Origin of the sequence: Waterburya agarophytonicola KI4 (genome assembly GCF_020640915.1) — a bacterium.
GTDB classification, from domain to species: Bacteria; Cyanobacteriota; Cyanobacteriia; order Cyanobacteriales; family Xenococcaceae; genus Waterburya; species Waterburya agarophytonicola.
The window spans coordinates 1-22,845 of sequence record NZ_JADWDC010000069.1 but is presented as its reverse complement, the minus strand read 5'-3'; the positions used below and the strand labels follow the sequence as shown (position 1 = coordinate 22,845).

Genomic DNA, 22,845 nt, shown 5'->3' with positions numbered 1-22,845 from the left:
ATTAAAAAATAAAGGTGATTTAGTTAATGCAATGTAAATACGTCTAAGCTTATCTGGGTAGAAACTACAGAAATCAAGCAAGCAAAGAAATCAAAAAAAACTAATCCCAATCGCCTTTCAAGTAAAGATTTGGTAGCTTTTTTAGGGCAAGATTTATGTATTAAAAATCCACAGTCAGATGTCATTACACCGAAATTTTTCCTACTCCCCACTGCCAACGAGCAACCTCTACCTTCCCTAGAATTATCTCGCTACCTAGAAACAGAAATTCCCGAATAATTCACTTGGCAGTATTGGCAGATTGATTGCTATCAAACTACTGCCAGTGTAAAAGTCAGTGGCTATAGCTACGAACCAGTTAATAATGTTATCACACTACTCAACGATATTCACTTTATTGCCCTTAACAGTGCTGGCGAACTTCAATTAGGAGCAGACTTATTATTTTAATAATACTATACTCAAAGTTTTAAGCAAATTATTATAGGCGATCGCCATTTACTAGCAATTCAGCAATAGTGATAGATTTCATAGATTAAGCAGCAAAAAGCAAATAAGTATACTGTATACAGTTGCTCTAACCTATCATATTGTCTTGTGAGTATTTGGATAATTGGTATACCAGTCTACTCAAGAGGTTTATTTACAATCTAAACTGCATTCGCACATTACCCACATAAATATTAGGATTATCTTCAAAGTTATTGGGATTGTTAATAAAGTAAAATGCAGGAAGAATTGAAAGATTACTATTAACAGGAAAATTATAAGTAGCTTCAAGATCGAATTGCGTACCGCCATCCCCCGAACCAGAAGCCAAAAACTCTTCGCCGTCTAAAACATCAAAAGGAACAACGAAAGATATAGTTCCTAACGCACCTTCTTTACCCAGGTCGGGAAAAGCTACACCAGCCTGAAAAGCTTGAGCGTTAACTTCGCCGTTTTCTAAATCTGGATTTCTTGGTCTGATGCTTGTACTGCCGTAGTTATAGCGTCCAAATATTCCTAGTTTTTCAAAAATTTTAAAGTCAACATTAAGGGCAAAAGTATCAGAGGGAGCATCGCCAATTGTGCCACCAAATCCATCATCCGCAACACCATAGATAGGTTCGCCTGTCGCTCCACCAACGCCAAAACCTGTTAAATTGCCATCACCATCAAATAAAGGCTGATTGTTGTCAATAGTAGCTCTGGTATACAGTAGGCGAATATTAGCCCTATCTGCGATCGCAAAATCCAATTCCGCAGTCAGAGATTGAGTCGCGCTAAACAATCCATTATTAGGATCGGAAGAGGTATTAAAGAATGCGGAGGGCAAAAATTCTGTGTTTTCTCCCAAGTAGCCAACTTTGAAGGTGATCGAATCATTGAAATCTAGAGTTACTACTGCACCCGAACCTCGATCTACAGGGTTAACTAAAGTACCACCGCTAGAGTTAAAACTACTTGCACCATTGAGAAAGAAAGTATAAGCATTGTTATCAAAGTAACGATACCAGTTAATTCTAGGACCTACTACTACTCGTAATTTTTCGCCTATGGGAAAATCATAGAATATTTCCCGCACTTCAACGCTTCCCGCACCCGAAGCCGTACCTGTTTGATCGGTGAAAGGAGTGCCAAAAGTGTTATATAGTCCTGCGGAGACATAATTATTAGCAGGAGAATTACTGTTACCTGCTACGAGTTGAATGGCTAAGTTATCTTTGCCTGTAAAAGAAGAGTTGAAGTTTAGCCAAGTATAGTAGCCAAAAGTAATTTCAGGGTCGTCTGTGACTGTGCTGACGATGGGATTGTTGTCGGCATCTCTTCCCGCACGACGAAGATTAAAAGGTGTATCTAAGCTAACTGTTTCAACTAGAACATCATCACTAGCTCCTGCCCCTGTAAAGTTAAGAAAGACATTGCCACTAAATTTGGTAGTGGTAGAAAATTGGTTGTCTTCTAAGATAGCCACCTGACTTTCAATCTCATCTACTCTGCCACCAAGAGTAGCTAATTCTGCTTCAAATTCTTGACCTAAACGTTCAATTGTCGCAACATCTTCAGAAGAAACATTTTCAGAAGATGCTATCAAACGTTCAATTTGATTTAGGCAGGAGTTTAAACCCGCAGCAAATTCATAACGAGATAGGGGTTGATTACCACGATAGGTTTGATTGGGAAAACCTGAAATGCAACCATAACGATCTACTAAACTACGTAATGCTTCATAAGCCCAGTCTGTCGGAGATACATCCCGCAACTGTTGAACATTAGTAATCTGCGACATCCCGTTATTTTCTGATGCGCTGTTCAATTTTTCTGGCGATTCTAACTGCCTTACTCTGTTTATCTGCGACATCCCGCTATCTGCTTCTGATGCCGAGACTTTATTTGCCGAAATTGATAATAAAGCCAAAGGCAAGCCTAATAAAAGCGACTTTTTTCCATAAATAAAACGATCTTGCTTGAATTTTTGAAAGTTCATTCTTTACACTCACACCTACTGATATTAAGCAAAATTATCATTATTAGCTTGGTGCAACAGTATTGATGTATACAGTATACAAAAATGAAAAACTTGTATTTTGCTGTGTGGTATTTTCCTTATTTATTTGTTGAGTAAAGCGATCGCTATTTTATTGGCATTATCGATCAAATTACCAAACTCAATAGTAGTTAAATTGCCTTTATCTACTACTTTCTTACCATTAATGAAACTGTAGTCTACAGAATCGGTTTGACAGTAAATTAAAGCTGCAACAGGATCTTGTTGTGTACCAACATATCCAGGCTTATCTAAATTTACGGCAATAAAATCGGCTGCCATTCCTGGAGCTAGATAGCCAATATCATCTCTGCCTAAAACTTTCGCACCACCTTTAGTCGCAATCTCTAACGCATCGCGGGCAGTCATTACCGAAGCGTCTTCATCTTTGACTCTCGCCAGTAAGAAAGCTTGACGAGCTTCGTGGAACAAATTGGTAGCATCATTAGAGGCTGCACCATCCACACCCAAGCCTACAGGCACATTTTTATTCAGCATTTTACGTATAGGTGCAATACCACTAGCCAAACGCATATTGCTACAGGGGCAATGTGCCACTCCCGTACCAGTTTGTCCAAATTTATTGATCGCGCGATCGCTTAATTTTACACAGTGAGCGTGCCAGACATCATCCCCCAACCAACCTACAGACTCCGCATAGTCCCCTGGTGTTAAGTTGAACTTAGACAGGCTATATTCTACGTCACCATTATTTTCTGCCAGGTGGGTATGTAACCTTACTCCTTTATAACTCCGCGCCATGGCAGCCGACTCTTTCATCAAATCTGTAGAGACAGAAAAAGGCGAACAGGGGGCAAGTACGATCCGCAACATGGAATGACGGTCATTATTATGATACTGCTCAATTAACCTCTGAGAATCTTTGAGAATATCCGCCTCTTTCTCCACTAAAGAATCGGGAGGTAAACCACCGTTACTTTCTCCCAGACTCATACTGCCACGACTGGCATGAAACCTTAAGCCAACTTCACCCACTCCCCTAATTTGATCGTCTAAAGTACAGTCATTAGGAAACAGATAATGATGATCGCTGGCGGTGGTACAACCAGATAAAATTAATTCTGCTGCTGCTAACTGAGAACTATAATACATCCCTTCCCCAGTCAAATTTGACCATAGAGGATAATGAGCAGTCAGCCATTGAAACAAGTCGCCATTTTGCCCTGCGGGGGTAACGCGAGTTAGGTTTTGAAAAAAATGATGATGGGTATTAACCAACCCAGGCAAAACTATATGCTTATCTTCTAAATCTAATACTTCATCGGCAGTATCGGGTAATTCTTCCCTTGTTCCCACCTGTTCGATTACATTATCCCTAATAAATAATGCGCCTCGTCTAATTTCACGACGGAGATCGTCCATTGTGACTAGGGTATGAATATTCTTGATTAGTAGAGTTGGCATTTACATGAAGAGAGAAAGAATATAAATATTTTAAGTCAAACAAGGCGATCGCAAACTATAGAACTTAAATTAATAAAAACTGTAAAAATTAACCTAGCTGGTAAATATTTGATTAGCACTTAGTTGAAGCTGAGTCAAAAGAGGAGATGCGATCGCATTATCACTTTCAAAGATATTCTCGTCATAAAATCCATTATTAAGGACTAATACTGTCACTTTACTGATTTACGGGTCGATAATCCAATATTCTGCAATACCCCTAGCAGCATATTCTGATCGCTTATAACGATAATCACGGTCTTGGTTTACTTTACCAATCGAATGTTGATTAAAATTCTATCAATTTTTTGATTTAATTACATCTTAAATATTTAAGTTTAAATATTAAGTTGTCCGATCTGCTACAGTCATAAGTACCTATTTGCGAGAGTTTGAAATAGTAACCTTTATTATTTCGACCTTGAGCCAAACATGACTGGGAAAAGCATTTTTAACCACGATATTATGCACTGCACCCATGATGCAGTGGTTGGCAATTATCTATATTCAGGCAGAGTCTTGGGTATGACAGAACCTGAAGATCTAATTCAGTTACATCCCGATTTAGAGTCTCAGTGGGCAGCAATTACCTCTCACTATGACAATATTGGTCTAAGCTATAGCCAAAATCCGATTTGGGATGTTTCTTTTGAACAATTAAGAAAATATCCAGATTACAAACCATCTGTATTTATTTTTAGTGATGCTTTTGACGATCTACGTCAAGACGAAGACTGGTTTGGCAAGGGTAATAAAGACTGGCAAGATGTAGTTGAATTTATTAACTCTAAAAATAACTTTATTCGTTTAGCCGAGGAGTTAAACGTTAAAGTTCCTCTGACCCTGTGTGCCGACAATAAAACCCATTTACAAGAAGATAATCGAGAGATTCCTTTTCCTTGCTACCTCAAACCTGCGGTATCTGTTGATGGGGTTGGTATTTATCGCTGTGCAGATCCACAGGAACTTGAGGATGCTCTTGCTAAATTAGATAGGGACACTCCTGTACAGGTGCAGCAAGAAGTAGTTGCTCATAAATTTCTCAATCTACAATATGAAATCAAAGATGGTAGTGTAAAACCCTTAGCAGCTACAGAACAGATACTAGATGGTTTTGCTCATCAAGGTAATCGTTATCCTACGGCTTATGAACCTTGGGAATTAGTCGAACCAATGGCACAGTGGATGACTCAAAAAGGTATGAAGGGAATTTTTGCTTTTGATGTGGCTACGGTAGAAAACCAAAGCGATTGCTATGCCATTGAATGCAATCCCCGATTTAATGGAGCTTCTTATCCCACGGGAATTGCTCAAAAGCTAAAGATTGATCGCTGGTGCAGCGATAATTTCGCGACGAAATATCGTTCTTTAGATGAAATTGATCTGGGCGACCTCAAATATAACCCCGCAAAAAAAACAGGAGTGATTATCTACAACTGGGGTAGTGTATTAGTTGGTAAATTAGGAGTGCTACTGGCAGGTTCAATTCCTCAACAAGACGAACTGAGATCTCGACTTAAGCAACAACTAAACTAGTTTCAAAGTTTATGAGTTCCAAGGCTCAATATGCTTTTATCTTTGCTGAGGCAGTTTTTATGTTTATGCTCAACCAGCTCGACTAAAGAGCATCTGAGTCTTTTTCTCCAGTACGAATACGAACAACTTGCCTGACAGGGGAAACAAAGATCTTACCATCGCCAATTTCTCCTGTGCGGGCAGCCTTAACAATACTCTCGACCACCTTATCCGCCTGCTCGTCGTCAACTACAACGACAATTTGAACTTTTTGCAGAAATTCAACGGTATATTCCGAACCACGATAACGCTCTGTCTGCCCTTTTTGGCGACCAAAACCTCGCACCTCAGAAATTGTCACTCCGATTACTCCCGCATTCAATAGAGCAATCTTGACCTCATCTAATTTAAAAGGTCTGATAATAGCCTGAATTTTTTTCAATTTACAATCTCCTCTTTCTCCCACAACAGCTTAAAGTAATTAAAGACTTGAAGGAGTTACAAAAATAACAGCGTAATTTTAGCCAAGCTGCATTTTAGTCAAATACTTTTAGAATATAATATGTCCGACCTGCCAAAATTCATTGAACACCTCTACGAAGAATATCGCAATCTTGATTCAGGATCGTTGGCAAGCTATATTCCCGAACTGACTAAAGCTAATCCCAATTGGTTTGCTATTTCTATCGTGACAAAAGAGGGTACAGTTTTTGAAGTAGGTGATATATCGGAAAACTTCACTATTCAATCTATATCCAAAGTTTTTGTTTATGGCATGGCGTTAGAAGATTGCGATCGCCTTACCCTATTAGAAAAAATTGGCGTTGAACCCACTGGCGATCCTTTTAATTCAGTAATTCGCCTAGATGAAAACTCCAAACGCCCTGATAATCCGATGGTCAATGCTGGAGCGATCGCCCATAATATCGAAGAAATCCTCGATCTTTATTTTCAACAGTGTTCGGTAGTGGTTAACTGTCACGATTTAGCGGTAATGGCTGCTACCCTGGCAAATCGAGGTATTAATCCTATAACTCAAGAAAAAGCGATCGCACCTTGTTACGTTAGGGATATTTTAAGCGTAATGTATACCTGCGGTATGTACAACTATGCAGGAGAATGGGCTTACAAAGTAGGGATTCCTGCTAAAAGTGGCGTTTCAGGTGGAATCATCGCTGTAATTCCCGATCGCGCTGGTATTGCCGTTTACTCTCCTTTAATTGACCATCGGGGCAACAGCGTTCGAGGAATTAAAGTATTTGAAGATTTGGCTGATAAATTCCAGCTTCACTTGTTAGATTTTCCTTTGGAACAGTGTCCCTTTTTAGATATTTCTCAAAAGTAAATAGTAATGCTTAAAGACTTATTATTTGGTTTTGATAATGGCATTTAAACGCAGTCGAGCTATTTTACTGATTTCGGTTAAAGCCTGTTGTTTTTCTTGTTCTTGAGTATTGTTTAAACGAATTTCAAAAGCCTGTAAAATGCTTGCTTTAGTATGGTTTTTAACCGCGATGATAAAGGGAAAATTAAACTTGTCTTTGTAAGCCTTGTTGAGCGATTGAAAACGCTGATACTCAGATTCAAATAGGCGATCTAAGCCTACTCCTGCTTGTTCTTGTACTGAAGCTTCTGCCATCTTGGTTTTACTACCTAGATCTGGATGAGCCTTAACCAAAGTTACTTGTTCCGTTTCGCTCATAATATTTACTACATTAACCATAGCCTGATATAAAGCCTCTAAATTTTCAAAAGGTTTGTCGTACCATGCTTTTTGAGAAATCCCTGGCGTTTCTTCCCAAATTTCGCTTAAAACTTTGGTGAACTCAGCTTGAGACATCTTGTTTAATTGTGAAATTGTATATTGATTATCCTTCATCCCTTATTTAACTTCCACGATACGTACTGTAAGACCAAGGAGAAACTAGTAAAGGAACATGATAATGAGCATAGATATCATTAATTCCAAAACGGATGGGAATTTTACTTAAAAAGGGCGTATCGGAGTAGGGTAGATAGGAAGCAAAATATTCATCTACGGTAAAAACTAATTCGTAAACTCCTGTTACCATCTCCTTTGGAATGAGTAGTGGACTATCAGTACGTCCATCGTCGTTGGTTTCTAAAGTTTTTAGTAAAGTTCTGGATTCTATTTTAGGGTCGAGTTTCCAGAGAGCGATCGCAATTCCTCTCCCTGGGCAACCATTTGCCGTATCCAAAACGTGAGTTGTTAATTTTCCCGACATAAACTGATAAATGACCTCGGTGCGGTTTAACCGTATAAATGTTTAATGTTCAATGCAAAGGTCCTTCAAGGATTATTTTGGCGATCGCGCCTGTAACATCCTCAGCTTTTTCCTGTTTTAATTGTTCGTACCACTGTTGAGTTAGGTCTGGTTCTTTATTGTAGATAGTATCGGTACGCTTACGGGCTTTTAAGGTTAGCTTTGCCACTCTTTCTTTGCGTTCGGATTCATAACGTTTAAGAGCATCTTCGACGCTAATATTAGTAGTTACTAAATAGCGACATAATACTTCTGCATCTTCCATTGCCTGACAGCCTCCTTGCCCCAAAGTTGGGGTAGTGGCGTGTGCCGAATCTCCGACTAAGGCAATTCTACCGTTTACTAGACTGGGTAAAGGATCGATGTCACTAATTTCTAAGCGGTTGGTTTGTTCGGGGTCTAATTTCTCAATTAGATTTTGGACTGGTTGCGCCCAGCCTGCAAAGGTTTCTTTTAACTCGCTGCGAATATCGCCATTTGGTGCGGTTGTTCCTTGAGGTTTGGGACAGCCCATAAAATAGTAAAAGCGATCGTCTCCAACTGGCATCATCGAAGCACGCTTACCATCGCCCACATAAATTACCCAGACATCATTTTCTGCTAAATCGGGACTAGCTTCTACAAGACCATTCCAATTAACGTAACCTGCATAGCGGGGAGTTATTTTTCCACCATTGAGATAAGTGCGGACGACCGACTTTACTCCATCTGCACCAATTACTACATCTCCTCTGGCGGTACTACCATCTTCAAAGATCGCCGTTGCGCTATCCGCATCTTGCTTAACCTCTACACAGCGCATACCCATTTTGACATCAGATTCACCAAAGGCATCCAACATCATCTGCTGTAGGTCAGTGCGGGATACAGGATAGGGTCTTTGCCCCACCTGTTCCATCAAGGGAATTAAATTGACATCGTTTAAAACCTCTCCCTGAAGATTGCGATACTCCATGCGGTTCATCTGCCCGCCGATAGCAGCAATCTTTTCCCCCAGTCCTAACTTATTGAGAATCTTGATTCCATTCGACCAAAGTGAAATACCCGCCCCCGCAGGACGCAGTTTACGAGTCTTTTCGTAAATTTCAACCTCATATCCCGCCTGACGCATAGCAATTCCTGCTGCTAGTCCAGCCATTCCCGCGCCAATAATAATTGCTTTTAGTTTGTACACAGTATTTACTATTTTTCTACTTTCTGCTCGCTACTTATTACTTACTCTCTTCCTGGCAAAATCAAATTCAACAATAATGCCGTAATTCCCCCTGTGGAAATACCAGAGGAAAAGATGCTTTTAATTAAAGTGGGCATTTGCTCTAAAGCTTCGGGAACAAAGCTAACTCCCAAACCCAAACCCAGAGACAAAGCTAGAATAATCGAATTTCTTTTGGTCAGATTGACGCAAGACAGAATCTTAATTCCCGCTACTGCTACTGTACCGAACATGACTATGGTTGCACCACCTAATACTGGTTGGGGTAATGCCTGAAAAACCCCTGCAACAATTGGAAATAAACCGAGAATTACAAAGAATGCCGAGATAAAATAACCTACATAACGGCTACCTACTCCTGTTAACTGGATTACACCGTTGTTCTGACTAAAGCTAGTGTTGGGAAAGGTATTTAAACAAGCTGCAATAATTGAGTTGATACCGTCGCCCAAAACACCGCCTTTAATCCGCTTAAAGTAAGTTTTTCCTTCGATTGGTTCGCCAGAAATAGCTGAAGTAGCAGTCAAATCGCCAATTGTTTCGATCGCCGTAATTAAATATAAGAAAGCAAAGGGAATAAATGCCCCAAAATTAAAACTGAAGCCGTAACGAAAAGGAATGGGTATAGCAACTGCTGGCAGACTAGCTAAGTTGCTAAAGTCTACTAGCCCTAAAGGAATCGAAACTAAAAAGCCTACAAGTAAACCCACAACAATTGAAGACATCCGCAGATAATTATTGGTAGTACTGTTTAGCCCCACAATTACTGCTAAAACTAAAAAAGCTACGCCCAAAAATAAGGGATTGCCAAAGGTTTCCGCTCTTTGTGCGGGGACACCACCAGCCATCGAAGTGATACCAACTTTGATAAGAGTCAGACCAATTAAGGTTACTACTACCCCCGTGACCAAGGGCGTAATTATTTTGTTTGCCAGATGTAGAAAGCGACTGACAAAAATTTCGACAAACGCCCCAAAGAAACATAAGCCAAAAATTAATCCTAAAGCATCCTCTGCTGTTCCACCATCACCTTTGACTGCCAAACCCGCTCCAATAATTGGACCAAGAAAAGCAAAACTCGTTCCCTGAATGCTCAATAAACCCGAACCTACAGGACCAAATCTTTTCGCTTGAATAAAGGTGGCAATCCCCGAAACCACTAAGGACATACTGAGAATATAAGTCGTGTCCGCAGGAGGTACTTCCAATGCCCCACAGATAATCAGTCCAGGGGTAATTATGCCCACAAAACAGGCAAAGACGTGCTGTAGTGCTACAAAGATTGATTCGACAAAGGGCGGACGAGATTCTAAGCCATAAATTAAATCAGATTCAATGGAAGCAGGTGCTTCTTGTGTCATTTCTTCTTCTAATGTTAGTTCTTGATTTGCTATTTTTGGGTTAGTCATTATTTGATGATTAAAGATTTGAGGTTGGTGATTAGTTCCTTGTGTTTGAAACTAGCCAAAGCGTAAAGTCATAAATACAAAGCGGGCAATAAATATCGCTGCTAAAATCCAGGTGATTATGGGTACATCCCTGGCTTTTCCCGAAAAAGTTTTTAATAAGGGATAAGCAATTAAGCCAATCGATAGCCCTGCTGCAATAGAAAAGGCAAAGGGAATAAAAAATATAGTTAAGAATGCTGGTATGGCTTCGGTTAAATCCTCCCAATTGATAGTAGTAATGCTTGCCATCATTAAAACCCCGACAATGGTTAATGCGGGAGTGGTGGCAAAAGCGGGAATGGCTTCAAAAATTGGCGTAAAAATTAGGGAAATAAAGAATAGCCCCGCAACCACTACAGAAGTAAAACCAGTACGCCCTCCTTCTGCTACTCCTGATGCCGACTCCACAAAGGTAGTCACGCTAGATGTTCCCATTACTGCCCCTGCCGTAGTTGCGATCGCATCTGCGGTTAAAGCCTGATTTGCCCTGGGTAGTTCGCCATTCTCATCGATATAGCCTGCCTGCATTCCCACCCCCGCTAAAGTGCCGATGGTGTCGAACAGATCGACAAACAAAAACACTAGCAGTACCGCGAGAAAATCAATCCAGTTACTACCGTTGATTCCGCCCAAACCGATAAACGCAGCCCCAAATAAATCTTTGGGAAAAGCAGGAATAGAGGCAAATCCTTGAGGCGCAGTCGCCACACCCAATACCCAGCCGAGTAAAGCAGTGCCAATAATTCCCCACAGCAGCGCACCTTTGATTCGACGCACCATAAAGAATGCCGTTAAGAAAATACCAAAGATTGCCATTAAAGTTGGAGGCTGTGCCAAACTACCAAAGTCGGTTTTAGTAACTTCATTTGCCACAATCAATCCCGCACCACCTACTTCTGTAGCCCCACCCAAACCGATATAAGCTAAAAACAAGCCTATGCCGACAGTAGTTGCTGATTTGATGGAAGTGGGTACGGCAGTAATCAGATGACGGCGGATATCGGTAATAGTTAGCAGAATGAAGACCAGCCCTTCTACAAATACGCAAGCTAAGGCGACTCTCCAATTGATACCCAAACCCAACACCACCGAATAGGCAAAAAAAGCATTAATTCCCATTCCAGGTGCAAGGGCAAAAGGATATTTTCCAACCAAACCCATAATTAATGTGCCGATACCCGCCGATACCCCCGTAGCAACAACAAGTTCGGCAAACAAATCTTTTGGTTCGTTGAGAAATATCGCATCAGAAAGAATTAAAGGATTTACTACTAAAATGTACGCCATCGTCATGAAGGTAGTTATGCCAGCCAATATTTCAGTACGAAAGTTAGTTCGATATTTATTGAACTCAAAATAACGGGCTATGGCATTGCCCTCACCTTGAGGTGGTTTACCTCTGGGCTGATTTGCTTTTCTGTTAGCTATATCTAGATCTACGTTCATTTATTACCTGCCAAAATCCGACTTAGTTTTTTCCGCATCAAAATTCCCGGCTTATCGGTCATCATGTGTTGTTCCTGTTTTAAATCCAAAGGCACGTCATAATCGGTAGTTTCTAATACGGCTTTATCTTCCAATGTCACAGCGCGATCGAATGCCACCACATCATCGGCTTTTGTTTCTGCTTCTGTATCGTTTCGCAAACAAAACTGAACTATCTGGGAAGAGGAATCATTAATTGGCGTGGCAGTGTTAACGATAATATGAACCAAACCGTTGGGATAATTGATTCGTAGCTTGCAGGTAAAAGGTAAATACCAATCCAAATCTAGGTTTCTAGTAGTTACCCTTTCGTCCATTTTGAGATTTTGCTGTTGCTCTTGTGGGTTAACGACACCTAAAACTGCTGTCTCCGTGATACCGTAATCTGTTTCTTCTACTTCGACGCGATCAGGAATCGGATGATCTTCGCTACCAAAAGTAGTAGTGTGAACAAAGGTGGGGTGAGCTAGATCGAACTCATTTTCCATCACTCTCAACCCCCCACAGTTCCAGGTTTCATAGAATTCGGGAATTAAGCGAAAATCAGGATCGCTCGCCTCTTTTATATTGGGAATTTCATTTAAAGGTTCGCCCAAGCATACCCAAATATATCCGTAACGTTCTTGAGCTTGATAGGTTTTTATTTGATAAGTTTTTGGGATTTGACTACTGTCTTCCAATTGGGGAACTTTAGTACAGACTCCCTCTGCATTGTATTGCCAACCATGATAGGGACAGGCGATATTACCATCAATTACTTGCCCCTTTGACAGTTGCGCCGAACGATGGCAACAGCGATCGTTTGCCACCACCACCGAACCAGAATTATCTAGCCATAAGACTAGATTTTGCCCCAGTAATTCAAAGCTTTGGGGTTGATCCGACATTTGAACGACAGGCATCACAGGATACCAAAATCTTTTGAATACTTCTTCTTTTGTGACTAGCATAGAGGTAAAACCCTAGTCAGTAAAATTACTGGTTTAATACTGGATACTGTATACAACCTTTCTCAATGAAAAAGTATTCTTAGTTACCAATTTGCTGTTTGTCACAAAACTATAATTTTATCTTTTAGGTCTAATAGAAGCCGAAAATATAAAGTCAGAATTGAACGAAAGGGTTTACAAAATAATGAGAGATGAAGATTTACTCGATCCACCTGTAACTGTAGTTATTTCAAGAAGAGTTAAACCAAGGTGCAAAAAAGCTTTTGAAAAATTCATTTCTGGGATCACTGCTTCTGCTATGACCTTTGAAGGACATTTAGGTACCAATGTTTTTCGCCCTAGTAGCCCGACGGATAACGAATATAGGATTATCTTTAAATTTGATCGCGCTAGTAACCTGAAGATTTGGGAAAAATCAGAATGTCGCCGTCAATGGTTGGCAAGGGCTGAAAGTTTACGTTTAGAGCCTGCCAGAATTAGGATCGTTACAGGTTTAGAAATTTGGTTTACTTTGCCCTCTCCGAAAACAACATCGCCTCCACCTCGTTACAAAATGGCAGCAGTTACTTTACTGACGTTGTTTCCTCTCATTCAATTAGCAAATATTACCCTCGCGCCATTACTAAAATTGTTGCCATTACCGATACTGCTGCGGAGCTTAATTATTACAGCAATACTAGTGTTGTTAATGACTTATGTAGCGATGCCGAGAATGACCAAATTATTTTCCAGATGGCTGTATCCAAGAAAGCGTTTTGAGCAAAAATAAACTGAGCTGGCGATCGCAACGTATTTTCGATTTTGTCATAAATTCATGTTATCTATCGATGATAAAATTCGCTGGAGATAGTATCATCGATCGCAGTAATTCGGTACTGTTGCAAAAACTTGGCTTAATTTACGCTGCGGAGCGTTACCCAAAATCCCGCATTTTTGAACAACGCCAATATTCATTTGTACAACTAAGGTAACAACAAGAAGTCTTAACTAGTTTGGAGCTTAAGCATCTGGCTTATTTTTACTACGATCTTTGTTTTTATTCATGGCTACAAACTTGCTCATGGTTAAAGAATCATCTTCTTGGCTAGATTTACCGTTATCTAGTCCAGGTAGAAAAGCCTCTCCCAAACTTTGGCTCATTTTTATTAAGTCTTGAGCGTTCCAACTTTCACTTTGGCTGTTTACTTTCTTACTTGTCATAGATTTATCTCCTTTGAATAATTTAGATATGGTGGCAATTTAGGCTAAATTCTCTTCGCCAGATTAAAAATCTACACCATAGGCAGAACTCAAACATCTGCTCATTTGAATAAACTTGTCTGCATTCCAAGAATCAGTTTTCCGATCGGAACTTTCATTATTTAGTCCAGGGTTGTAAGCTTGACCCAAGTTGTCACTAAGCTCGATTAGCTTTTTGCTGCTCCAGTTTCGATCTTGATTTGCAACGTTAGTATTAGCTGACATATCTCTTCTCCTTTCTGTAGCGATTGATACTGTTTATTCATATTTTTATGATAACTTTTATTTCTCTTTAAGCAAAGGTAGTATCATCCGTACCCAAGACTGTTAATCTGTGTAATCCTTGCAAGGAGAGAGTTACAAGGTTTGTCTCAATTGAAATCTTTTGAATACTGTATACATTTACTCTAAAGCTAAGTGCGATCGATGATTAGCTTGTGTGATAAATGCTAAACGTTTAATGTCAAATGTCCTATCCCAGAGATTTAGTTGGTTATGGTGCAAATCCTCCCCATCCAAAATGGCAAGGCGATGCCAAAATAGCACTGCAAATAGTCCTCAACTACGAAGAAGGCTCAGAATACTCTATTCCTGATGGGGATGATACTTCAGAGATATATCTAAGAGAAGTTCCTGGTTCTTCTATGGGCAAGGGAATGAGAGACTTACAGGTTGAGTCTGTCTATGAATATGGCAGTAGAGCGGGCTTTTGGCGGTTGCTACGGTTATTTAAAGCTAAAGATATTCCCGTCACGATATTTGGTGCAGCCCTGGCACTAGAGAGAAATCCCGCAGCGGTAGAAGCTATTGTCGATGCTGGATACGATATCTGCTGTCATGGTTGGCGGTGGATTGGCTATCACTTATTGGATGAAGCCGAAGAAAGAGAGCATATTCAAAAGGCTGTAGCATCGTTGAAAAAGCTTACAGGCGATCGCCCTTTGGGATGGTACTGTCGCTATGCCCCTAGTCTGAATACTCGCCGTTTAATTGTGGAAGAGGGAGGATTTCTATATGACTCCGATGCCTATAATGACGATTTGCCTTACTGGGTAGAAGTTGAGGGGAAGCCTCATTTAGTTATTCCCTATACCCTTGATAACAATGACATGAAATACTGCGTTGCCCCTGGTTTTAATAGTGGTAACGACTTTTATACCTATCTCAAGGATGCCTTTGACGTTTTGTATGCCGAGGGGGAAACTGCACCAAAAATGATGTCGGTGGGACTCCATGCTAGATTAGCAGGAAAACCAGGGCGTATTGCTGCCTTAGCTAGATTTATTGATTATGTGCAAAGTCACGATCGCGTTTGGATTTGCCGTCGTTTAGATATTGCAAATCACTGGATCAAGCATCATCCTCCACAATAAATATAGAAGCAACACAGTCAATAGAATTAGTAAATATTGATGGTAGGGACGAAAAATGGAACACAAGAGTTCTACTGTGGCATTTAAAGAATATCAATTGATGCGAGATTTCGTATTGAAGAGTTATTTCTCGATTCTAAATCTGGAGCGTTTCAGTTAGAAGAATCTAAAATTCGCCAACCCCAAGCTCTCGAACGGTTATATTTAGTGGTAGCTCTGACTCTTTTGTTCGCCACTGCTCATGGTATGGCAGTTCAATTGAACGGACTTCGACAACGAGTCGATCCTCATTGGGAGCGTGGTCTTAGTTATCTTAAGATTGGTATTAGGTGGCTTAAAGGAGTCTTGCATAAAGGTCGTGATTTATTTGCTCCCATACCTCTTTTTTCTCAAAATATCCAACCCTGTTTCGCCTCAAAAAAGAAGCGGAGAGAGTACTATGATGCTATTTGGTTCACCCGAATTTCAGAAGTAAAATGTTCAAATATTTAGCTTCGTTTAAATAAATGTGTCAGGCAGCCAGCTTCTGAAGCACTACTTGATTAAGCAACTTAAAAATTCATCTCTTAAAATGACTCTTACATAAGTCCTAATTAAACAAAAATTATCTTTTTTTTATTAATTCGATTGTTTCGGGAACTATATAAATATCAAGTTTATTATTTGCTTGTATATATATTTATGTTTAAAGTAGTTGTTGGACACAGTAATGACCCTGATTCAGTTGAAGCAGTTGCCGAAGTTCTAGAACAGTGCTTAGAGTCTTTAGCAGAAATTACTCCTCAAGCAGGAATTCTATTTGCCGCTGTTGATTTTGAGCATAGTCTAATTTTGCAAGAAATTTATGCCCAATTCCCTGATTTAGAACTAATTGGTGGCACTACAGATGGAGAAATTTCTTCGGTCTTAGATTTTCAACAAGATTCTCTCACCTTAATGTTGTTTTGTTCCGATGAAATTGAGTTTTGTGCGGGAGTTGGCACTCAAGCTTCCCAAGACTCATTAGCAGCAGCCCAGGCAGCAATTAAACAGGCAACTAGTAAAAGTAAGCAAAAGATTAGTCTGATTAGTCTATGTATAACGCTTCCTGATGGTTTAACTAGCAGTGGCGTGACTATTATCAAAGCTCTTAAGCAAGAATTAGGCAGTAATCTGCCCATTGTCGGGGGATTGACTGCTGATGGTGGCAAATATCATAAGACTTATCAATTCTATAATCAAGAGGTCTTGAGCGATAGCATTCCTATTATGTTATTTAGCGGTGATTTATTAATTTCTTGTGGTGTTAATAGTGGTTGGAATCCGATTGGAAAAAAAAGCACCATCACTAAAGCAGAGAAAAATATTATCTATGAAATTGACCATCAACCAGCTCTCGATTTTTATCAACACTATCTAGGGGATTTATCTCCATCCATTGAATATCCACTGGCAGTGTTTGAACCAGATAATAAACACTTCTACATGAGAGCGCCCATCAGCCATGATGCAACACAAGGGAGTATCACTTTTTTTGGCGATCTTCTTCAAGGAGCAATGGTACAAATGACAGAAGGCAATTGCGACGGGATTTTAAACTCTGCAGAGCTATCGATGCAGGAAGCTCTCAATGACTATCCAGGAACTCATCCCGATGCGGCATTATTCTTTTCCTGTACGGCTCGTAGACAGATCTTAAGCAGCAGAGCAGAAGAAGAATATAAGTTTGCTAAAAAACATTTTAACGCTGCTTTACCTAGTTGCGGTTTTTATACCTACGGTGAAATTGCCCCTTTAGAGTCACATGGCAGCACCTTATTTCACAATGAAACATTTATCACTCTTTTACTAGGCACAAAATAACAATTTTTATTAGAATAGAATACCAATGTTTAAAGTAGTTGTCGGTCATAGTAACGACCCTGATTCGGTTGAAGCAGTTGCTGAAATTTTAGAACAATGTCTAGAGTCTTTGGCAGAAGAAGCACCACAAGCAGGAATTTTATTTGCGGCTTTTGATTTTGACCATAGTTTAATTCTTCAGCAGATTAAACAGCAATTTCCCGATCTAGAGTTAATTGGCGGAACTTCATCGGCAGAGATTTCATCCCGTTTAGGATATCAGGAAGATTCCCTAACTCTGATGTTATTTTGCTCTGATGAAATTGAAATAACCGCAGGAATTGGCTATCAAGCTTCTCACAATCCTCGTGCTGCAGTCCAGCAGGCGATCGCCCCAGCCAAAAGTAAAAGTAGTCAAGAGATAAGTCTGTGTTTGAGTTTCATCGATGGATTACATCTTAGTGGCTCGAAAATTGTTGAGGCGATTAAGCAAGAATTAAACAGTAAAATTCCCGTATTTGGAGGTGTAACTGCCGATGATATGAAATTTGAGCAGACATATCAGTTTTATGATCAAGAAGTATGTACAGATGCCATCGTAACTTTGATTTTTTCGGGTAAATTACTCTTGGCTGCAGGTGTTGGTAATGGTTGGAATTCTTTGAGCAAACCTAAAAAAGTGACGAAAGCTGAGAACAATATTCTCTATGAAATAGACGGGCAACCAGCTTTAGAATTTTATCAGTATTATCTTAATGACTCCGCTCCTTCGCTCAAATATCCCCTGGCTGTGTTTGAAAACAACACTAACAAATTTTATTTAAGAGTACCTACTGCCCACGATAATCAATTAAATAGCATTCAATTCTTTGGTGATATTCCCCAAGGTGCAACTGTACAAATTATGGAAACTAATGCCCAAGGCATTTTAAACTCTTCCCAAACTTCCATCGCCGATGCCCTGAAGAATTATCCTGGAACTGAGCCAGCAGCAGCCATATTTTTCTCCTGTGTTACCCGCAGCAGTATTCTAGGTACCAAAGCCGCAACAGAATATCAAGGGATTTCTGCTCACCTAAATTCAGCATGTCCTAGTATTGGTTTTTATACTTATGGTGAAATTGCTCCACTGCAAAAAGATGGTGCTATTTGTCTACATCATGAAACGGCGGTCTCTTTGATTTTGGGAACAAAGTAAATGAAACCAAACTCTTTAGACTACGAACAACAGCTTAAACAACTCAAAAAAGAGAATCGTATCCTCACGAAAAAATTACAGCGTTCTCAAGAACGACAGATCCAATTAGAAGAAACCAATCAAAAAAAAGAATCTTTATTAAAAAGAGTAATTCTCGACCTTGAAGAGTCGCGAGATGTTGCCGAACAACGTACTATTAAGCTTTCAGAAGCTCTAGCCCAACTTAAAACTACCCAAGAACAGTTAATTGAATCAGAAAAAATGGCAGCTTTGGGGAATCTTGTGGCAGGAGTAGCGCACGAAATAAACACCCCCGTGGGTAATAGCGTTACCGCTGCTTCTACCTTGGCAGAAGAAACTACTTCTTTTACTACTTCTGTTATGGCAGGACAGCTAAAACGTTCTACCCTCAATAACTACTTAGATTTGGCTACCGAAGCCAGCGAAATTATCCTCAGTAATTTACAACGGGCGGGAGAATTAATTCAAAGTTTTAAACAGGTAGCCGTAGACCGCACTAGCTTAGAAAGACGTACTTTCGGTCTTAAATCTTATCTATCAGAAATTTTAGTCACCTTAGAACCCCAACTCAAAAAAACTCCCCATCAAGTCTCTGTCACGGGGGATGAGACAATACACATTAATAGTTATCCTGGGGCATTTGCTCAAATTGTGACTAATTTGATTACTAATTCTATTGCTCATGGTTATCCTACTAATCAATCAGGAGTTATACAGCTAGATATACGACATGAATCTCAGCAGATTGTAATTCAGTATCAAGATGATGGTTGTGGTATTGAATCACAATATTTAAATAATATTTTTGAACCTTTTTTTACTACCAATAGAGATGGTGGCGGTAGTGGTTTGGGAATGCACATTGTTTATAATTTGGTCACTCAGAAATTAAAAGGAACAATTAAAGTTACAAGCCAAGTAAATTTGGGAACAATATTTACTATAGTTCTTCCTCTGTCTGATTTTTAATCATAATTCCGTAAAATCTTCAATTTAATTTGCTATGAGTGAAAAAAATCTCGATTCTAATTTCAATGCTGACAATGATGAATTAGTCTTTGCTGATGAAGAATTGATTATTGAAGAAGATGTAGCAGCTGAAGAAGAGATGGCGACTGATTTTTGGCAAGTTTTAATTGTTGATGACGATCGCTCTGTTCATCAAGCAACCAAGCTAGCCTTAAGAAATTTGCAGTTTGAAGGAAAAAATCTGGTTTTTCTTTCTGCTTATACAGCCACTGAAGCCAAAACCATCATTGCTCAAAATCAAGATTTGGCTTTTATTTTGTTAGATGTGGTCATGGAAGACCATGATTCGGGTTTAAAACTAGTCCAATATATTAGAGACCAATTAAACAATAAACTCGTCAGAATTATTCTCAGAACTGGTCAGCCAGGGGAAGCACCAGAAGAATCGGTCATTATCGACTACGACATTAATGACTATAAACTGAAGGTAGAGCTAACTCGCAATAAACTGATGGTAACAGCGATCGCTGCATTGAGGGCATATCGCGATCTATTGGCACTAGAAAATAGCAGTAAAGAAATGATGGTTCTCTATACTGCCTTAGAAACAGTCAAAGACAACTTAGAAGATTTAATTGGACTTAGAACCCAAGAATTAGAGCAAGAGATTAAAACCAGGAAACAGCTCGAAAAAACTTTGCGTTTGACTCAGTTTTCTCTAGATCGTGCCAGAGATGCAATTTACTTTGTTAATGCTAATGCTAATTTTTTCTATGTCAATGACGCTACATCTAATATTTTGGGATATACCAAAGAAGAATTGTTAAAGATGAAGATTCATGATGTCAATGATGATAATAGTGAATCGAATTGGTCGCGACAATGGCAGGAATTAAAAGAAAAACAATCTTTTACCTATGAATCGGTTCATATTAGTAAAGAAGGACAAGGTATCCCCGTCGAAATTACTTTAAATTATCTTAATTTTGAACAACAAGAATACAATTGCGCCATTGTTAGAGATATCAGGGATCGTAAACAGATAGAAACACAACTCAAACAGGCTAATCAACAACTAGAGCATCTTGCTAATGTAGACGAATTGACGCAAATTGCCAATCGTCGTAGCTTTGACCGATATTATGAATCGGAATGGATCAAAATGATGGAGTCAAAACAGCATCTAGCTTTAATTTTCTGTGATGTAGATTATTTTAAAAAATACAATGATTTTTACGGTCATCAAGCAGGAGATGACTGTTTACAACAAATAGCTCAAACTATTAGTAATTCTCTATGCAGACCTGGAGATTTAGCAGCTCGTTATGGTGGAGAGGAATTTGGCATTATCCTGCCCAATACCGATGTTGATGGTGCGGTAAAAGTTGCCCAAAACATTCAACAGAATATTAGAAAGCTAAAGCTAGTTCATGCAGCTTCAGAAGCTTCGACCTATATTAGTTTGAGTATGGGAATTAGCAGCATAATTCCTTCTCCCAAAGTACTCCCTAGTTTTCTCATTTCTCAGGTAGATAGCGTACTATATCAGGCAAAAAAAGCAGGACGTGATCGCTATTTTGTTGTATAAAATTGAAATTATTAGGATTGAAAACCAAAACTAGTACGTCGCCAAATCACTGTGCTTCAAAGTGTTTGCTCCGCCAGATTGTTAGTTGGCTCGACTCCTTCGACAGACATCAAATTTCACAAATCAGTCTCGATTTTCAATAACGTCTGGGCAGTACGTAGCGTTTTTGCCAAGGAAAACTTTTTCCGATTGGCAATCGTAAACTGTGGTTTAGACTAAATTCCAAGCAAAAGGCAGCGAAGGGTATTCCCTCAACTGCCAATAGGGAGAAAATGATAATTACTCAAAAAATCAAAAACTCCCTAAAATGGAATGTGAACGATTAAAACAATTTCGTCAAGAAACCTATCAAATGTTAGGTAAAGCAAAAGATGCAACATTTGAATTGATGGACAGCGTGATGACCACTAGAAATGTCAGTTGTCTAGGAGAATTTTCCCTTTCCCCTCTATTTAGAAGAAAGTGGTCAAGCACCTATGAAGCTCTACAAGATACTCGTCCAAACAGAAACAAACTAATGAGAAGGTATGTTGAAGAAATTCCACCATTAAAATATGTGTTGTTAGGAATTGACCATACGGCATGGGGAAGAAGAGGAGCAAAAACTCTAAAAGACAGAACCTATGAACATCAAGCATCCTCGAATAATTCAGTAACGGTAGGACAAGGATATAGCACGATCGCCTGGTTGTCAGAAAAACAAGGAAGTTGGGCATTGCCTTTAAGACAAGAAAGAATCACATCCTATGAAACCCCGATATCAAAGGCAGCATGGCAGCTTAAACAAGTAACTCAACACATACAACAACTCGTTTTAGTGGTACTGGATAGTGAATATGGCAATGGTTCATGGGTAAATCAAACAGGAGAAATCTCAGCTAGTAAATTAATGAGGATTCGCTCCAATTGCTGTTTGTGGTCACGACGAGCGCGTTCCCTTGCGTCTTGCGCCGACGCGGGGTCGCTCGTCAAAACCGAATAGCTATTCAGGTAGAGGTAGACCCAAAAAACACGACAAAAAATTTAAAGTCAACGACCAAAATACATGGTGGTCAGCTGATGAAACAGTAGAAATAGAAGACCCAAAATTAGGCAAACTCAAAGTTAGCAGATGGGACAATCTACATTTTCGTTCGTCTGCATCCTATGACATGAGTTTGATTCAGGTGCAACGACTTGATGACAAAGGTTATGCTAAACCTTTCCAATCGGCTCGATAGGGTGCAGCATTCTCAATACGAATTCCTAAATTGCTAATTGAAGTTTCAACCTTTTTACCCGCTAGTTCACCGCGATCGCCTAAGATGGCATCTGGTACGTGATGTGCCAGCCATTCTTCCTCTGCAATCTCGATTCCATATTCGGCGCAAAACTTAACTTTATCCCCAGCAGCATTAACTAAAGCCATCATCATTCCCAACCAAGAAGGTCCTTCCAGCCCGACATATACGCCAGTTATCATGCGACTAAAAACATCTATGACCACATATACTACTGGTCTACCAATAATCCAGTTGCGATTGTAAGCAGAAACCAAGTAAACATCAGCAACAGTGGCATCAATTTGATAGCGGGAGCCTGGACCCATTGCTTCTTGTTTTGATCTTCCTAATATAGCTCTGTGTTCGAGTGCAAAAGTTCTACTTCCCTTTCTAGAAGAAACAGTCTTTTTAATGTCACGCTGTTCTTTGTTATAAGCTTAGACGCACCTAGTTTAGGTTATAATCAGGGAAAAAAAAGAGCGAT

The 22,845-nt window shown here is 39.6% G+C and carries 23 protein-coding genes and 1 pseudogene; 10 read left to right on the top strand and 14 right to left on the bottom strand.

The genetic code is table 11. The features are described from left to right. Window positions 1-129 precede the first annotated feature (129 nt). Window positions 130-279, top strand: a complete 150-nt coding sequence (locus tag I4641_RS19525) for a hypothetical protein (RefSeq protein WP_229642259.1) — start codon at window positions 130-132, stop codon at window positions 277-279. A 364-nt stretch (window positions 280-643) separates the two neighbouring features. On the opposite strand, the gene I4641_RS19520 is transcribed toward I4641_RS19525, so the two are convergent. From I4641_RS19520 to I4641_RS19510, 4 genes are all read right to left on the bottom strand, one after another. Then, window positions 644-2,470: an iron uptake porin gene (locus I4641_RS19520; RefSeq protein ID WP_229642258.1), complete on the bottom strand. Its 1,827-nt coding sequence runs from the start codon at window positions 2,468-2,470 to the stop codon at window positions 644-646. Window positions 2,471-2,593: 123 nt separating this feature from the next. Beyond that, window positions 2,594-3,955 (bottom strand): 8-oxoguanine deaminase, encoded by a 1,362-nt coding sequence (locus I4641_RS19515; RefSeq protein ID WP_229642257.1) that lies wholly within the window; start codon window positions 3,953-3,955, stop codon window positions 2,594-2,596. Between the two features lie 93 nt (window positions 3,956-4,048). Continuing rightward, window positions 4,049-4,171 (bottom strand): hypothetical protein, encoded by a 123-nt coding sequence (locus I4641_RS23920; protein ID WP_263858286.1) that lies wholly within the window; start codon window positions 4,169-4,171, stop codon window positions 4,049-4,051. A 9-nt stretch (window positions 4,172-4,180) separates the two neighbouring features. After that, window positions 4,181-4,273: a Uma2 family endonuclease gene (locus tag I4641_RS19510; protein WP_229642260.1), complete on the bottom strand. Its 93-nt coding sequence runs from the start codon at window positions 4,271-4,273 to the stop codon at window positions 4,181-4,183. Between the two features lie 153 nt (window positions 4,274-4,426). Here I4641_RS19510 and I4641_RS19505 point away from each other — a divergent pair, with 153 nt between their 5' ends. Further along, on the top strand, window positions 4,427-5,530 hold the full coding sequence (locus I4641_RS19505) for an ATP-grasp domain-containing protein (RefSeq protein ID WP_229642256.1): 1,104 nt from the start codon (window positions 4,427-4,429) through the stop codon (window positions 5,528-5,530). A gap of 82 nt (window positions 5,531-5,612) precedes the next feature. On the opposite strand, the gene I4641_RS19500 is transcribed toward I4641_RS19505, so the two are convergent. Further along, on the bottom strand, window positions 5,613-5,951 hold the full coding sequence (locus I4641_RS19500; RefSeq protein WP_229642255.1) for a P-II family nitrogen regulator: 339 nt from the start codon (window positions 5,949-5,951) through the stop codon (window positions 5,613-5,615). A gap of 120 nt (window positions 5,952-6,071) precedes the next feature. Here I4641_RS19500 and I4641_RS19495 point away from each other — a divergent pair, with 120 nt between their 5' ends. Beyond that, window positions 6,072-6,854, top strand: a complete 783-nt coding sequence (locus I4641_RS19495; protein WP_229642254.1) for a glutaminase — start codon at window positions 6,072-6,074, stop codon at window positions 6,852-6,854. Window positions 6,855-6,875: 21 nt separating this feature from the next. Here I4641_RS19495 and uraD read toward each other — a convergent pair whose 3' ends face one another. From uraD to I4641_RS19465, 6 genes are read right to left on the bottom strand one after another with little or no spacing between them, the layout of a single operon-like run. After that, window positions 6,876-7,349, bottom strand: coding sequence for a 2-oxo-4-hydroxy-4-carboxy-5-ureidoimidazoline decarboxylase (gene uraD, locus I4641_RS19490; protein WP_229642253.1), 474 nt, complete (start codon window positions 7,347-7,349; stop codon window positions 6,876-6,878). A gap of 46 nt (window positions 7,350-7,395) precedes the next feature. Then, window positions 7,396-7,755 carry a hydroxyisourate hydrolase gene (uraH, locus tag I4641_RS19485; protein ID WP_229642252.1) on the bottom strand — a complete coding sequence of 120 codons (360 nt, stop codon included), beginning with the start codon at window positions 7,753-7,755 and terminating at the stop codon, window positions 7,396-7,398. A 49-nt stretch (window positions 7,756-7,804) separates the two neighbouring features. Then, window positions 7,805-8,968: an FAD-dependent urate hydroxylase HpxO gene (gene hpxO, locus I4641_RS19480; protein WP_229642251.1), complete on the bottom strand. Its 1,164-nt coding sequence runs from the start codon at window positions 8,966-8,968 to the stop codon at window positions 7,805-7,807. A 41-nt stretch (window positions 8,969-9,009) separates the two neighbouring features. Beyond that, window positions 9,010-10,416, bottom strand: coding sequence for a uracil-xanthine permease family protein (locus tag I4641_RS19475; RefSeq protein WP_229642250.1), 1,407 nt, complete (start codon window positions 10,414-10,416; stop codon window positions 9,010-9,012). 51 nt (window positions 10,417-10,467) lie between these two features. Next, complete coding sequence (locus I4641_RS19470) at window positions 10,468-11,901, bottom strand: NCS2 family permease (protein ID WP_229642249.1); 1,434 nt, start codon at window positions 11,899-11,901, stop codon at window positions 10,468-10,470. Next, on the bottom strand, window positions 11,898-12,890 hold the full coding sequence (locus I4641_RS19465; RefSeq protein WP_229642248.1) for an aromatic ring-hydroxylating dioxygenase subunit alpha: 993 nt from the start codon (window positions 12,888-12,890) through the stop codon (window positions 11,898-11,900). The genes I4641_RS19470 and I4641_RS19465 overlap by 4 nt, the downstream gene beginning before the upstream one ends. Window positions 12,891-13,074: 184 nt before the next feature. Between I4641_RS19465 and I4641_RS19460 the strand changes: the two genes are divergently transcribed. Continuing rightward, the gene (locus I4641_RS19460; protein ID WP_229642247.1) at window positions 13,075-13,659 is read left to right on the top strand and encodes a putative antibiotic biosynthesis monooxygenase; all 585 of its coding nucleotides are present in this window, start codon (window positions 13,075-13,077) and stop codon (window positions 13,657-13,659) included. A 230-nt stretch (window positions 13,660-13,889) separates the two neighbouring features. Here the strand turns inward: I4641_RS19460 and I4641_RS19455 are convergent, their stop codons facing one another. Together I4641_RS19455 and I4641_RS19450 are read right to left on the bottom strand one after the other, a co-directional pair. Then, on the bottom strand, window positions 13,890-14,090 hold the full coding sequence (locus I4641_RS19455; RefSeq protein WP_229642246.1) for a hypothetical protein: 201 nt from the start codon (window positions 14,088-14,090) through the stop codon (window positions 13,890-13,892). A 63-nt stretch (window positions 14,091-14,153) separates the two neighbouring features. Continuing rightward, window positions 14,154-14,354 (bottom strand): hypothetical protein, encoded by a 201-nt coding sequence (locus I4641_RS19450; protein ID WP_229642245.1) that lies wholly within the window; start codon window positions 14,352-14,354, stop codon window positions 14,154-14,156. A 242-nt stretch (window positions 14,355-14,596) separates the two neighbouring features. Between I4641_RS19450 and puuE the strand changes: the two genes are divergently transcribed. The 6 genes from puuE (at window position 14,597) to I4641_RS19420 (ending at window position 22,081) form a co-directional block, all read left to right on the top strand. Next, window positions 14,597-15,502 carry an allantoinase PuuE gene (gene puuE / locus I4641_RS19445; protein ID WP_229642244.1) on the top strand — a complete coding sequence of 302 codons (906 nt, stop codon included), beginning with the start codon at window positions 14,597-14,599 and terminating at the stop codon, window positions 15,500-15,502. A 681-nt stretch (window positions 15,503-16,183) separates the two neighbouring features. Beyond that, a complete protein-coding gene (locus tag I4641_RS19440; protein ID WP_229642243.1) occupies window positions 16,184-17,344 on the top strand; it encodes an FIST signal transduction protein in 1,161 nt (386 codons plus the stop codon). A gap of 25 nt (window positions 17,345-17,369) precedes the next feature. Next, window positions 17,370-18,521 (top strand): FIST signal transduction protein, encoded by a 1,152-nt coding sequence (locus I4641_RS19435; RefSeq protein ID WP_229642242.1) that lies wholly within the window; start codon window positions 17,370-17,372, stop codon window positions 18,519-18,521. Further along, window positions 18,522-19,511 carry a sensor histidine kinase gene (locus tag I4641_RS19430; RefSeq protein ID WP_229642241.1) on the top strand — a complete coding sequence of 330 codons (990 nt, stop codon included), beginning with the start codon at window positions 18,522-18,524 and terminating at the stop codon, window positions 19,509-19,511. A 34-nt stretch (window positions 19,512-19,545) separates the two neighbouring features. Continuing rightward, a complete protein-coding gene (locus I4641_RS19425; protein WP_229642240.1) occupies window positions 19,546-21,099 on the top strand; it encodes a GGDEF domain-containing response regulator in 1,554 nt (517 codons plus the stop codon). Between the two features lie 307 nt (window positions 21,100-21,406). Continuing rightward, a complete protein-coding gene (locus tag I4641_RS19420) occupies window positions 21,407-22,081 on the top strand; it encodes a transposase (RefSeq protein WP_229642239.1) in 675 nt (224 codons plus the stop codon). Window positions 22,082-22,294: 213 nt separating this feature from the next. On the opposite strand, the pseudogene I4641_RS19415 reads toward I4641_RS19420, so the two are convergent. Continuing rightward, window positions 22,295-22,789 (bottom strand): annotated as a pseudogene (locus I4641_RS19415) (integrase catalytic domain-containing protein); the annotation flags it as partial. Window positions 22,790-22,845: the final 56 nt, after the last annotated feature.